The sequence below is a fragment of the Croceitalea sp. MTPC6 genome (assembly GCF_036985525.1).
Taxonomy (GTDB): domain Bacteria; phylum Bacteroidota; class Bacteroidia; order Flavobacteriales; family Flavobacteriaceae; genus Croceitalea.
In genome coordinates this window covers 722,571-736,019 of sequence record NZ_BTGR01000001.1, presented here as the reverse complement: position 1 = coordinate 736,019, position 13,449 = coordinate 722,571, and the positions used below count along the sequence as shown (strand labels likewise).

Genomic DNA, 13,449 nt, shown 5'->3' with positions numbered 1-13,449 from the left:
CTTTCTAAAGGTAAGTGAAGCGGGGGTATTTTACAAACTGTAATTAAAAACCATATTCTTTATCATAATTGATAAGCAAGCCAACAACAGCATTATAGCTTTGGATTCCTTCTGGTTGGCTATTTGCCTTTAAGAAAGCATTAAAGACCCATTTAAAAACTGGTTCTGTAGGGTTCTCATAAGCACTCCAAAACTTACTTATTTCTTCGTAGTTTTTTTTTACCCCTTCATTTACGTCTTCCCAAAGCAAGTCGAATTTTTCTTGATCTAGTCTTCTTAAATCTGAAAGCGTGTAAGCTAATGCATGGGAATAACAGGCATATTTAAAATGCATATCCATTGTTCTAGATGTTACCAAAAAACCTATGAAATTAGTTGCAGATTCCGATGAATAGCCAACTTGGTGCCCAATTTCATGTGCACTAACTGTTGGAAATCTGATTATGGGGATTTTGCTGTTAACTTGTGCTTCACCCGTAAATGGATTTAGATAACCTCCATAACCCATGTAAGTTAGGGGTAGACTATACAATGAGGTTTTAAGACTTGGTGATGTGTATTTAAAATTAGGATAGTTTTTCGCAAAATCTTCATACCCATTAATCGTAGCACGAAAAATATCTTTTCTTGATACTGGAATTTCCACAGCTTTCGTAACATCTCTTGCTAGTGAATATTGAATCCCATTAGCTTGTTGAATTAACTTTCTGGCAAAACTTTCCAATTCTTCCACGGAATAAGTGGTTGTCACTATTCCAAATTTTTCATTAATAGGTATGCGATAATAATTCATTCCCCAAAAAAGATGAAAAATGAAGTATGCTATTGATACCGTTATTCCTAAATGTTGTACTAGTTTTAGAGGTTGTTTTCTAAAGGATTTTCCATTTAAATAAACATAGCGGATGATGGCAATTCCTAAAATGGTATAGAAGATGTCTCCTACAGAAAAAGGAATCCATCCAAATAACAACCTTAAGAATTTGGATAGTATTGGATAGATTCCTTCACTATAGTACTTTTCCACTAAATCGGGATAGCTACCAAACCATTTCACCAAAATAATCTGGGGAATAATGGAAAGCGCCAGTCCTTTTTGGATTTTTGGTTTCACAACCTCTATTCTGCTATTCCTGTGACCTCTAAATCAAATACTAAAGTAGAACCACCTGGAATTGGCCCGTAATCACGGTCTCCAGTTCCTAAATGAGGAGGGACGAATATGCGTATTTTATCTCCAATTTTCATGGTCAATAGACCTTCTCTAAAACCTGGAAACAGTGGAGCTTCTGGGCTATAAAGCATTGCTGATGGTGCATAAAGTCCTTGATCTCGTTTTCTTGGATTAAGTTTTTGAAATTTTTCAGCTACAGCTGAATCACTGGTATCAAAAAGTTCGCCATTAGCCATTAACCAACCTGAGTAGTTGACTAATACTTTTTGTCCAATTTTTGGTTGTTCACCATCATCAGTTTCAACAGGTAAAATTAGTAATCCAGAATCGGTCAAATTTGCTTTAGCTTCTTGTGCTTTGAACTCGGTGGCTAAATCGGATTTCATTTTTTCAAAGGCAGCGGTTACCGCTTTTTCTTCCTCAAAATAATCGGACATGATTTGAACTGCATCAAATTTTTTCGCCTCTTTACCGTTTCTGATAATTTCCACTTTGTTCATCACCACATCAACCTCAGGTTTATTACCAGCTAAAACCTTTACTGCAGCAATGGTATCCACAACTTCTATGCCCTTTATTACTTCTCCGAAAACAGTATGTTTCCCATTTAGCCAGGGTGTTGCTTTGTGCGTTATAAAGAATTGACTCCCGTTGGTCTTGGGCCCGCTATTTGCCATGGAGAGTATTCCTTTTCCGGAATGGGTAAGTGAGTCCACAAACTCATCTTTAAATTTGTATCCAGGATTACCTCTCCCCGTTCCCAATGGGTCTCCTCCTTGAATCATAAAATCTTTCATCACGCGATGAAAAATAATGCCATCATAAAATTCTTTGTTTTTAAGGCTATCTGTAACAAATGGGCTTTTTCCTTCTGCTAATGATACAAAGTTCGCTACAGTAATAGGAGTTGCATTGTGATGTAGTTTTACCAAAATATCACCTTTTGTCGTTTGTATATCTGCATAAATACCATCATCTATATCAGTATACTTAGCAGATTTACAAGCCGTAAAAGCTAAGGTCAGTAAAAATATTCCTAGCGTTATTCTTTTCATTTTAATTAATTTTTATTTAAACTATCTTTGTTTTTTGTGATTTTTAATAGTTGTACACTTGTTTTTAATGGCGTGCTTGGACCAATTCTGTTGCCATCTCCTTTGTAGCCATACCCCTGCGAAGAAGGAAACAAGAAAGTAATTTTTTCTGGTACTTTCATAATTTTAATTCCGTTTCTAAGCCCCGGAAATAATTGTGATTTGTCAATAGCATGTTGCACCATTCCAATTTCTTCTGCCGAATAAATAGTATCGTTATTAAGAGTCATGATAGTATAAGTAAAAACTACTTCATCATTGGTCTTGAGTTGATAGGTGTTGTTTGGATTTTCCACTTCATAGAAATAATGAAAACCATAAGGACTATTAAAATATTCTTGTGTTGAGTCGTTTTTGATGATATCTTTTATCAAAACCTGTTCTTTAGCTAGCAATTTTTTGCTTCGTTCCACAGACTCCTTAAAAAAACTTTTTGACTTTACCTGTACTGGCCTTCTTGGTTCAGGTTCTTTGCAGCCAAAGAAAAAGAGTAATACTAGCATGAAGCCTAAATATCTCATTATTGTAGCTGTGTTTTATAGTTTTCTAATAACGATTCGAAATATTTGGTTGTTTCCGGAATGGAAAGTTCACTTCTGCCACCGGCAGCATTAGTATGACCACCACCATTAAAGTGATTTCTTGCAAATTCATTCACGGAAAAATCCCCAATGGATCTAAATGAAATTTTAATAATCCCTTCTTCTTTATTTTCAATGAAAATAGCGGCAAAATTAATTCCTTCCAGCGTTAACCCATAATTTACAAAGCCTTCGGTATCACCTTTGCTGTAACTATGTTTGTCCAATTCTTCCTGACTTAAAGTGATATAGGCAGTTTTATAATCCTCCAAGATAACAAGGTTGTTAAGGGCAACTCCCAGTAAGTGCAATCTAGCTGGAGAGTTGGTATCAAAAACATTTTGGTGGATGGTCATGTTCTCTGCACCTTTATCAATCAAATCTGCTACTACTCTGTGCGTTCTACTGGTCGTTGAATAGTATTTAAAAGAACCGGTGTCCGTCATTATTCCCGTATAAAGACAGGTAGCTATTTCTTTAGTTATTTTATCTGTTCCGTTTAGCGCCTCAATAAAATTGTAGACCATTTCGCAGGTAGAGCTCATACTTACATCAGAATAGGTCACTCTTGCATAATCTGCAGGTTGTTGATGGTGGTCAATCATCACAAAGTCAGCGATGGAGTTTTCAAGTAATGGTTCTAGTTGCCCGGTACGTGAAAAATGATTGAAATCCAAAGTAAAAATAAGTGTGGCTTCTTCTATCAATCTTTTTGATTGGGAATTTTGATGTTCAAAGTTGTAAATCAAATTATCACTTGGCATCCATTTTAGAAATTTCGGGTAATCATTAGGGGTTATTATCATAGGTTCTTGACCCAAAGATTTTAGAAAATGAGCCAAAGCTAAGCAAGAGCCAATTGCATCACCATCAGGGTTTTTGTGCGGTATTATGACTATGTTTTGGGGCTTTGCAAGCAGTGAGGTAACAGTAGTGATATCTGCTGAATTCATGCGTGCAAAGATACGATAATATAACACAGCGGTAACTTGGGAAATGCTATTTTTGCCAGAATACAAATTTTTTCAAAATGAGAAAGAGTTGGTTTTTGATAGCGATATTAACTTTGTTTTTCGCCTGTAAATCTAGCAAAGACATAGTTTCTGCAGATAAGGTTATTGTCACTTTTGGCTCATGCAACAGACATGATAGGGATAATGTTTTTTGGGATGATATTTTAGCCCAAAATCCCGATGTCTTTATTTGGGGAGGAGATATTATCTATGCGGATACGGATGATGCAGAAAAAATAGCAAAATATTATAATATGCAAAATGCAGTTTCTGGTTATGCGCAATTAAAAAAGAAGGTACTGATAACCGGAACATGGGACGATCATGATTACGGACTTAATGATGGAGGGGAGGAATTTGTTTCTAAGAAAGAAAGTCAGCAGGTTTTTTTGGACTTTATGGATGTTCCTGCGAATAGTCAAAGAAGAAAAAGAGAAGGGGTGTATTCTTCGCAAGTAATAGCTAAGCCTAACGGAACGGTTAAGATTATTAATTTGGATACCCGCTACTTTAGAACTGCTTTAACAGATGATAAAACCAAGGGTAGAAGATATAAGCCAAACCAACCGGGTGAGGGTACTATTTTGGGGGAAGAACAATGGAAATGGTTAGAAAGTGAGTTAATTAATTCTAAAGCAGATTTTAACCTTATTGTAAGTAGTATCCAATTTTTATCAAATGAGCATGGTTTTGAAAAATGGGCTAATCATCCTAGTGAAGTAAAAAAAATGAAAGAAGTTATTGCAAATTCTAGGGCAAAAGGAGTGATTTTACTTTCTGGTGACCGCCATATTTCTGAATTTTCAAAAGCAAATATTGAAGGTTTATCCTATCCACTTATTGATTTTACAAGTAGTGGATTAACCCATTCTTATTCTAATTTTAGTGGAGAGCCTAATCCTTATCGTGTAAAAGGAGTGATTTCTGTTCCCAGTTTTGGTATGTTGGAACTAGATTTGAAATCAAAAAATGTAAATATGAAGATTTTAGGGGATGATGGAGTTGTTTTACAAGAACTAAAACAAAGCTATTAAACCTTGCTGGGCAACGGAAAAAGCTTAATTTTGCGCAAAATTTTGAAAGAATGACAGGAAACAGAACGTTTACCATGATTAAGCCCGATGCCGTTGAAAATGGTCATATTGGTGCTATACTAGAAAAAATTACTGCAGCTGGTTTTAAAATTGCCGCTATGAAGTATACCCAGTTAAGTGTTCGTGATGCACAGGCTTTTTATGCGGTTCACAGCGAGCGTCCTTTCTTTGGGGAATTGGTGGAATTTATGACAAGAGGCCCAATCGTTGCAGCTATTTTGGAAAAAGATAATGCAGTTGAAGATTTTAGAGCTTTAATTGGAGCTACGAACCCTGCTGATGCTGCTGAAGGTACTATCAGAAAATTATTTGCGACTAGCATAGGGGAAAATGCAGTCCACGGTTCTGATAGTGATGAAAATGCTGCTATCGAAGGTGCTTTTCACTTTGCAGGTAGAGAAGTATATTAGTAAAGAAAAGTTCTTTATAAAATAAAAAGCCATTCATAATTGAATGGCTTTTTTATTACCGCAGCACCAGTTTTTTAATCAAATCTTTACCCAATTCTTCATTGAGCATAGTTATAATTTTAGAAGTACCCATACTCAATTCTTGACGTAATACAGAAGAAGAGAGCGAAACGAACAAGGTTTCGTTCTTGAGCTCCACATTGGTGGTATAGTTATTTACCCCATTTCCCATTAACTTAATCCAGGCCTCACGTGCATCAACTTTATCTATACCTTTTTGTAGCTTGTTCTTTTGAATGAATTCATTTAAGGCTTCACCCAAATTCAAATGTGAATTATATCGTTTTGCCATCATTCAATTTTTATGGGTTCGTATCTTTTATACGTATAGATAATGTTTTCTTCATTTATAATGGAGAATGAGTTGTCATCAATAGAGGTAACCTTTTCTTCCCACTCACTCATCGTATTTTTAAATGATAGTAAAAAAGTACCGTCTTTTTCAACAATGACAAAGGGCTCAGCATCATTGGAAGTATCATAGGTGCCATCAAATTTTGGATGGACTTTCTTTTTAAAACCCTTTAAATCTTTAATTTCTATATAATCTACAGTTGGATTTACAGTGTAGTTTTTCTTTTGCCCATCAGGAAATTCTACCTCAACAATTTCCCAATACCCGTTCAGTTTTTGTAGCTCATCTTTTGAAATGGAAGAAGTGCAGCCAAAGACAAAAAAGAAAAGAGTTATGAACAGAATGTGCTTCATATTACAAGTTAAATATTTTATAACTCTGGTTGCTGTTTTTAACTACTTTTTCTGTCCGTTCAGGATGAGTGTCGCTTATAAATAACTGTCCAAAAGAATCATTATTGACCAATGAGACAATTTGGGAAACCCTATTTTCATCCAATTTGTCAAAAATGTCATCCAATAATAATATAGGTGTTGTCTTTGCTTGTTCTTTTATGAAATGAAACTGTGCCAATTTTAAGGCAATCAAGAAAGATTTTTGTTGTCCTTGGCTCCCGAATTTTTTTATGGGATGGTTGTCAATGGTAAAATCAAGGTCGTCTTTATGTATTCCTACACTGGTATATTGCAATGCCCGGTCCTTCTCCACAGCAGATTTTAATAGTTCACTTAAACTATGTTCTACAAGTTTACTCTGGTAGGTGATCGATACATCTTCTTGCTTTTTTGAAATAGTTGAATATTGCTCCTTAAAAATCGGGATAAAGCTTTCCAAAAAAATAGAACGTTTTTCAAAAATTTCGGTTCCAAAAGTGTGTAGCTGTTCATTGTAGACTTCTAAAGCAGCTGCATCAAACGTGCTATTTACGGCAAAATACTTAAGTAAGGAATTGCGTTGGACCAAAACCTTGTTGTATTTAATCAAGGATTGTAAATATCCTTTGTCAGATTGGGAAATTACACCATCAATAAACTTTCTTCTGGTATCACTACCTTCAATGATGAGGTCCCTATCAGCTGGGGAAATAATTACCAAAGGCAAAAAACCAATATGTTCAGAAAACTTGTTATAGGCTTTGCCATTTCGCTTTATGACCTTTTTCATGCCTTTTTTAAAACTGCAGACAATTTTTTCTTCTCGGTCATCTTTTTCAAATTCCCCATCTATCATAAAGAATTCAGTACCGTGTTTTACATTTTGTGTGGCAACAGGGTTAAAGTAGCTTTTCCCAAAACATAAATGATAAATGGCGTCCAAAATATTGGTTTTACCTACCCCATTTTCTCCTACCAAGCAGTTGATAGTAGGGTCAAAATCTAAGTTTTTTGAATCAAAATTCTTATAATTAACTAAGGATAAGCTTTTTAAAAACATAGGTGCTATAAAAATCTGGCGATTTTAAATGACAGTAGCTACCAAAAATAACGAATAATTTGCCTTTACGTTTTGGATAAAACCTTTATTTTTGCGCGATTAATAAAATGAAGAATGGCCACATATAAGAAGAGGGGCTTTAAGCCAAAAAATAAAGCCGAAGAAGCAGCAGTTGAAGAACACAACAGTACTACTGCAGAAGTTTTTAGTACTCTGGACGAGAGCGCTTCTAAAACTGAAGCTTGGGTATCCAAAAACCAGAATTATATTTTAGGCGCGATTGGAGCGATTGCACTTGGTGTTTTAGGTTACTTAGCTTACTCTCAATTTGTTCAAAAGCCAAAAGAATCTAGTGCGGCAAACGAGTTGTTTTATCCACAACAGTATTTTGATCAAGCTATGGCAGATGAGACTGCCAAAGATTCACTATTGAACTTGGCACTTGAAGGTGCAGATGGTAAATATGGTTTTCTAGACATCATAGATGAATATAAAGGGACTAAAGCGGCAAACTTGGCAACTTATTCTGCTGGTATGGCTTATCTGAACCAGCAAAATTACCAAGAGGCAATTTCTTATTTGGAGGACTTTTCATCAGATGATGCAATTCTTGGTGCCTTGGCAAAAGGAGGTATTGGTGATGCATTTTCCCAACTGGAGCAACCTGAAGAGGCTTTGGATTACTACGAAAAAGCGATAGCACATGACTCCAATGATTACACCACACCTAGATTTTTATACAAGGCAGGAGTAATAGCCATGGATTTAGGATACGCGGACAAAGCTTTGGAATACTTTACTAGAGTAAAGGACGAGTTCTCCAAATCTCCCGAAGCGACAAATATTGATGCTTTAATAGGCTTTGCAAAAAAGTAGCAAATGGCTACCGAGATAAAAAACTTATCGGTTTACAATAAAGAAGAAATCCCAAATGCGAAAAACTTTCGATTTGGGATTGTTGTTTCTGCTTGGAACGATAATATAACTGAACAGCTTTACAAGGGTGCTTTTGCAGCTTTATTGGACTGTGGCGCATTAGAAAAAAATGTTATCCGCTGGAATGTTCCTGGTAGTTTTGAATTGGTGTTTGGCAGCAAAAAATTGTTGCAAACACAGAACGTTGATGCCGTAATTGCTATAGGAAGTGTTATTAGGGGAGAAACTAGTCATTTTGATTATGTCTGTGGTGCTACCGCACAGGGAATTAAAGATTTGAATGTAAAGTTTGATGTTCCTGTTATTTTCTGTGTATTAACGGACGATACCTTGCAACAATCTATAGACCGTAGTGGCGGTAAACATGGTAATAAAGGGGTGGAAGCTGCTATAGCTGCAATCCAGATGGCTTCCCTAGGCAAGTAATTTTTTACTCAGGGTTCACTCATTTTGTGTTAACAAATTTTGTGAATGGCTAGGTCCACCATTTTTTCATTTTAAGTACCTTTGAGTTAATACGGAAAATCAATTCATGCGGAAGTTTTTAAGACTTAGGGGGAATAAGAGTTTCAACTATAAACCTCGTTATTACAAGGGTGAAGGAAATCCGTACAAAATAGAACATAAACTCGATAAATTTAGAAGCACAGCACATACCAACCGTGGACTTAAAAATAAATTTTCATCTGCCTTTGAAGACCTTAAAAATGAAGGGGACAAAAATGTAAAGATTCGATTTATAGTTATCCTTGCTGTATTACTTTTAATCTTTCTTTTTATAATCGACTTTGATTTATCAATATTTTTCAACCCCTAATGGCTGATATTATCAAACTTTTACCGGACCATGTAGCCAATCAGATTGCTGCTGGGGAAGTGGTTCAGCGACCTGCATCTGTTGTTAAAGAACTATTGGAAAATGCTATTGATGCTGGGGCCACTACCATAAAACTTATCGTAAAAGATGGGGGGAAAGCATTAATCCAAGTGGTAGATGATGGTATTGGTATGAGTGGAACTGATGCCAGACTTTCTTTTGAAAGGCACGCTACATCTAAAATATCCTCGGCTGAGGACTTATTTGATTTAAGGACCAAAGGATTCCGAGGAGAAGCCTTGGCATCTATTGCTGCTATTGCCCACGTGGATTTGCAGACAAGAACTGCTAAAGCAGAAACGGGCACTCATATCAAAATTGAAGGTAGCAAAGTAGTTTTCCAAGAAGTTGCAGTAACACCAAAAGGAAGTTCAATTTCAGTCAAAAATCTTTTTTTCAATATTCCTGCAAGACGAAATTTTTTAAAATCAAATCAGGTTGAACTAAGGCATATCACGGACGAATTTCAACGGGTAGCATTGGTTCATCCATCCGTAGCGTTTCGGTATTACAATAATGGTTCAGAATTGTTCAATCTGCAAAAAGAAAGTTTTAGACAACGTATAGTTCATGTGTTCGGAACTCGTATGAATGAACGTTTAGTCCCCGTTGAAGAAGGAACTGAGGTCATAAGAATATCAGGATTTATTTGCAAACCGGAATTTGCCAGAAAGAGTAGGGGAGAGCAGTTCTTTTTTGCGAACGGGAGGTTTATTAAAAGTCCATATTTGCATCACGCTGTTATTGCAGCATTTGAGGGTTTAATAAAATCAGATACTCATCCTGGTTATTTTTTGAACTTAGAAGTTGACCCGGCATCAATTGATATTAATATTCATCCCACAAAGACAGAGGTTAAGTTTGATGATGAAAATACGCTTTATGCTATTTTGCGTTCTACCATAAAGCATAGTCTAGGTCAGTTCAGTGTGGCTCCAGTACTGGATTTTGAACGCGATGGAAATTTGGACACACCTTATGCTTATCAAACTAAAGAAGCCACATTGCCAAAAGTTACGGTAGATAGGGCATTTAATCCATTTGACCAGATAGTTGGTAAAACCAAGCAAGCAGCAAATTTTAAAAAGCAAAATGTTCAAGGCTGGGAGAATCTGTATGTGGATACAGATTCCAATAACTTTAGTAGTGTTGAATTCGAATCTGAAGGTATAACACCAGAAATTTTTGAAACTCAAAGTGATGAAGCACCTCTGACCCAGACAACTTTTCAGCTAAAGCGAAAATATATAGTCACGACTATTAAGTCCGGAATGGTGTTAATTGACCAGAATAGGGCACACCAACGTATTTTGTACGAACGTTTTCTCCAAGATATTACAGTAAAAGATGCTATAAGTCAGCAATTACTCTTTCCATTGGATTTTCAGTTCGGCAAGAAAGAATTGGAAGTGCTGTCATCCATGGAAGAAAGTTTGATAAATCTGGGTTTTGTGCTGAATATTACTAATGAAGCGGTTAAAGTGACAGGTATTCCCAGCATTATCACGGAAAGTGGAATTGGCATAGTATTGGAAGAACTTATATTAAACTTCTCTGAAGGTTATGAAAGTGAAGGCTTTTCCCAAGCAGAGCTTATGGCAAAAACCCTAAGTAAAAGTTTGGCGGTAAAGACAGGACATATTTTAGAGCAGGATTCTCAAATTGCATTGGTAAATGACTTATTTGGCTGTAAGGAGCCTAATTTAAGTCCTTTTCATAAAAAGACATTTGTTACTCTTGCTGCTGACGAGATTGATAAAAAATTTAGTTAAATGGGAAGACTTACGGAGGCTATTAAACATCTGATTATAATTAATGTGATATTTTTTATCGCATCCCTGTTGTATGGCGAACAATTGCTTCTGTGGTTGGCACTATATTTTCCCAAGAATGAAAATTTTCAGCTTTGGCAGATTGTAAGCCATATGTTTATGCATGGTGGGTTAATGCACATTGCGTTTAATATGTATGGTCTTTGGGCTTTTGGTTCACCTTTGGAACGGGCATGGGGTAAGAATAAGTTTTTATTCTTCTATTTTTCTGCAGGTCTGGGAGCTGCTTTATTGCATATAGCTTCTAATTACTACTTTTTTAATGATGGTTTAAATGCTCTGGTTGAGGCAGGAGTTTCTAAAAATCAAATACTGGATACTATTTCCAGTGGAAGGTACAGTCCTCAATGGTATGAAATTACTTCAAGAGCATCTGTAGATAGTATGATTTCAGCATTTAGCACACCAGCTGTTGGTGCTTCTGGTGCTGTCTATGGGGTTTTGGTCGCTTTTGCATTTATGTTCCCAAACGCTGAACTAATGATGATATTTTTACCTATTCCTATCAAAGCAAAGTATTTTGTACCCCTTATAATACTTGGAGATTTAGTATTTGGTGTAACAAATACTGGTACCGGTATTGCGCACTTTGCTCATATTGGAGGTGCTTTGGTTGGTTTTATTATGATGTGGTATTGGAAAAAGAATCAATTTAATAAAAATCGTTGGGACTAAAATGGCTAGTGGAGGATTAGGTTACCAGCTTTCTAGATTAAATGTTGCCGAGAAACTTATCGCTGCAAACGTTTTTGTGTTTATTCTAAATGGATTGTTTATTGCGCTATTGGGATTTTCAAGCAATGGTATCGTCCAATGGTTTGAGTTGCCAAAAGATTTTGTTTCCTTTTTAACACAGCCATGGTCCTTGATAACCTATTCTTTTTTCCACGCTGGAATTGGACACATCTTTTGGAATATGCTCATGTTGTATTTTTCAGGTAGAATATTTTTGAACTTTTTTGACAATAAACGATTTATCAATGTATATTTTTTAGGGGTGATTCTTGGCGGATTACTTTTTTTACTTAGCTATAATGTATTTCCAACACTTACGAATATTAATAGTACCTTAATTGGAGCATCAGCTGGAGTAACTGCAGTACTGATTTTTATTTGTACTTATATTCCAAATCAGGAAGTTAGGGTTGTTTTTTTCAATATTAAATTATGGTACGTCGGAGTGTTTTTTGTGCTGGTAGATTTAGTACAGATAGCTTATGGGGGTAATATTGGTGGAAGGATTGCACATTTAGGAGGAGCTCTATTGGGTTACTTATATGCAAGACAACTGCTTAAAGGGAATGATATAGGGGTAGGTTTCACAAAACTTATTGATGGTATTGGTAATCTATTTAAGGCTAGAGAAAAGAAAGCTCCTTTGAAAACGGTTTATAAGAATAAAACTAAAGCTTCTAAAAACAAGGCAGATTACGATAAACAGGCTAGGCAGCGAAAAATAGATGATATACTTGACAAAATAAGTAAGTCAGGCTACGAAAGTTTGTCGAAAAAAGAAAAAGATTTTTTATTTAAAGCAGGTAAAGAAAATTAAAATTTTGAAGAAACTTTCTTTATTTAATAAACTTGTCTTTACTGCGAATATACTATTTGCTTTATCCTTATTATTTATATGTTTGAATTCTTATTTGACAACTAATATATTATCACCTTTATATATACTTAGCTTATTCGTCCCTATACTTTTTTTGGTTAACGTATTCTTTTGCTTGTATTGGATATTAAAACGCAAAAAACATTTTTTCTTATCATTTCTATGCCTTTCAATTGGTTACTTTGCGTTTGGTTCATTTTATAAAGTCAATAACGTCTCCGGAAAGATTGAATTAAATGATGCCTTAAAGGTTATTTCTTATAATTCACAAAGCTTTAATATATATGAACACGTAGAAGGAAAAGACATTGGAAATGAAATTGTTTCATTTGTTTGTTCAGAAAATGCTGAAGTTGTGTGTTTTCAAGAAGTAAGCTATGCGTATTTAAAGAAATTTGAGAAATACCCTTATCAATGTCGGAGTTCTAAAAGTGGTTCTGGTAAATCTAAGTTAGCAATACTTTCTAAATACCCAATAATAAGAAATGCTTCAATAAGCTTTCCAAATACAGGCAATGATGCTGTATATGCTGACATCGTTTATAAAAATGATACTATACGAATTTATAATTTACACTTACAATCGTATAAAATAGTTCCCTCATCGAAGACATTTAGTGAAAAAGAGTCTGAGCGAAATATAAGAAAAATGGTAAATACGTTTGATAAGCAATTGGAACAGGCTAAAATATTCAAAGAGCATAGAGCAAGTAGTCCATATAAAACCTTAGTTTGTGGAGATTTTAATAACACTCAATTTTCAAACATTTATAGGATTGTAAGAGGAGATTATCAAGATTCCTATATAGAAGAAGGGAAAGGCTTTGGCCGCACATATGATTTAAAAGGCTTGCCAATGCGTATAGATTATATAATGGCAGATGAATCATTTGAAATCCTTGACCATCAAAACTACGATGTTAAACTATCTGATCATTACCCAATAAAGGCTACTTTAAGATTAAAGGAGAATTGAG

At 35.3% G+C, this 13,449-nt stretch carries 16 protein-coding genes; 9 read left to right on the top strand and 7 right to left on the bottom strand.

The annotated features are described in order from the left end of the window. Window positions 1–43: 43 nt before the first annotated feature. Genes AACP56_RS03445 through AACP56_RS03430 form a run of 4 tightly spaced genes read right to left on the bottom strand, consistent with a single transcriptional unit; the run spans window position 44 to window position 3,802 of the window. Window positions 44–1,114 carry a DUF3810 domain-containing protein gene (locus AACP56_RS03445; protein ID WP_339333400.1) on the bottom strand — a complete coding sequence of 357 codons (1,071 nt, stop codon included), beginning with the start codon at window positions 1,112–1,114 and terminating at the stop codon, window positions 44–46. 5 nt (window positions 1,115–1,119) lie between these two features. Continuing rightward, the gene (locus tag AACP56_RS03440; protein WP_339333402.1) at window positions 1,120–2,229 is read right to left on the bottom strand and encodes a peptidylprolyl isomerase; all 1,110 of its coding nucleotides are present in this window, start codon (window positions 2,227–2,229) and stop codon (window positions 1,120–1,122) included. Between the two features lie 5 nt (window positions 2,230–2,234). Beyond that, window positions 2,235–2,789: a gliding motility-associated peptidyl-prolyl isomerase GldI gene (gene gldI, locus AACP56_RS03435; RefSeq protein WP_339333405.1), complete on the bottom strand. Its 555-nt coding sequence runs from the start codon at window positions 2,787–2,789 to the stop codon at window positions 2,235–2,237. Beyond that, complete coding sequence (locus tag AACP56_RS03430; RefSeq protein WP_339333407.1) at window positions 2,789–3,802, bottom strand: DHH family phosphoesterase; 1,014 nt, start codon at window positions 3,800–3,802, stop codon at window positions 2,789–2,791. Before AACP56_RS03430 ends, gldI begins: the two co-directional genes overlap by 1 nt. Window positions 3,803–3,879: 77 nt before the next feature. Here AACP56_RS03430 and AACP56_RS03425 point away from each other — a divergent pair, with 77 nt between their 5' ends. Together AACP56_RS03425 and AACP56_RS03420 are read left to right on the top strand one after the other, a co-directional pair. Next, window positions 3,880–4,896, top strand: coding sequence for an alkaline phosphatase D family protein (locus AACP56_RS03425; protein ID WP_339333409.1), 1,017 nt, complete (start codon window positions 3,880–3,882; stop codon window positions 4,894–4,896). 50 nt (window positions 4,897–4,946) lie between these two features. Next, window positions 4,947–5,366 (top strand): nucleoside-diphosphate kinase, encoded by a 420-nt coding sequence (locus AACP56_RS03420; RefSeq protein ID WP_339333411.1) that lies wholly within the window; start codon window positions 4,947–4,949, stop codon window positions 5,364–5,366. A gap of 55 nt (window positions 5,367–5,421) precedes the next feature. On the opposite strand, the gene AACP56_RS03415 is transcribed toward AACP56_RS03420, so the two are convergent. Genes AACP56_RS03415 through recF form a run of 3 tightly spaced genes read right to left on the bottom strand, consistent with a single transcriptional unit; the run spans window position 5,422 to window position 7,215 of the window. Then, a complete protein-coding gene (locus AACP56_RS03415) occupies window positions 5,422–5,718 on the bottom strand; it encodes a DUF721 domain-containing protein (RefSeq protein ID WP_339333413.1) in 297 nt (98 codons plus the stop codon). Beyond that, window positions 5,718–6,134, bottom strand: coding sequence for a hypothetical protein (locus AACP56_RS03410; protein WP_339333415.1), 417 nt, complete (start codon window positions 6,132–6,134; stop codon window positions 5,718–5,720). The genes AACP56_RS03415 and AACP56_RS03410 overlap by 1 nt, the downstream gene beginning before the upstream one ends. Before the next feature lies 1 nt (window position 6,135). Next, window positions 6,136–7,215: a DNA replication/repair protein RecF gene (gene recF, locus AACP56_RS03405; RefSeq protein WP_339333416.1), complete on the bottom strand. Its 1,080-nt coding sequence runs from the start codon at window positions 7,213–7,215 to the stop codon at window positions 6,136–6,138. Between the two features lie 114 nt (window positions 7,216–7,329). Here recF and AACP56_RS03400 point away from each other — a divergent pair, with 114 nt between their 5' ends. The 7 genes from AACP56_RS03400 to AACP56_RS03370 all read left to right on the top strand — a co-directional run bounded on the left by AACP56_RS03400 (window position 7,330) and on the right by AACP56_RS03370 (window position 13,448). Further along, window positions 7,330–8,091, top strand: a complete 762-nt coding sequence (locus AACP56_RS03400; protein ID WP_339333418.1) for a tetratricopeptide repeat protein — start codon at window positions 7,330–7,332, stop codon at window positions 8,089–8,091. A 3-nt stretch (window positions 8,092–8,094) separates the two neighbouring features. Next, a complete protein-coding gene (gene ribH / locus AACP56_RS03395) occupies window positions 8,095–8,577 on the top strand; it encodes a 6,7-dimethyl-8-ribityllumazine synthase (protein WP_339333420.1) in 483 nt (160 codons plus the stop codon). A gap of 106 nt (window positions 8,578–8,683) precedes the next feature. Beyond that, window positions 8,684–8,968: a riboflavin synthase subunit beta gene (locus AACP56_RS03390; RefSeq protein ID WP_339333422.1), complete on the top strand. Its 285-nt coding sequence runs from the start codon at window positions 8,684–8,686 to the stop codon at window positions 8,966–8,968. Next, window positions 8,968–10,800 (top strand): DNA mismatch repair endonuclease MutL, encoded by a 1,833-nt coding sequence (gene mutL, locus AACP56_RS03385; RefSeq protein WP_339333424.1) that lies wholly within the window; start codon window positions 8,968–8,970, stop codon window positions 10,798–10,800. Before AACP56_RS03390 ends, mutL begins: the two co-directional genes overlap by 1 nt. Next, a complete protein-coding gene (locus AACP56_RS03380) occupies window positions 10,801–11,535 on the top strand; it encodes a rhomboid family intramembrane serine protease (RefSeq protein WP_339333426.1) in 735 nt (244 codons plus the stop codon). A gap of 1 nt (window position 11,536) precedes the next feature. Then, window positions 11,537–12,412: a rhomboid family intramembrane serine protease gene (locus tag AACP56_RS03375; RefSeq protein ID WP_339333428.1), complete on the top strand. Its 876-nt coding sequence runs from the start codon at window positions 11,537–11,539 to the stop codon at window positions 12,410–12,412. A 4-nt stretch (window positions 12,413–12,416) separates the two neighbouring features. Next, window positions 12,417–13,448 (top strand): endonuclease/exonuclease/phosphatase family protein, encoded by a 1,032-nt coding sequence (locus AACP56_RS03370; RefSeq protein WP_339333430.1) that lies wholly within the window; start codon window positions 12,417–12,419, stop codon window positions 13,446–13,448. Window position 13,449: the final 1 nt, after the last annotated feature.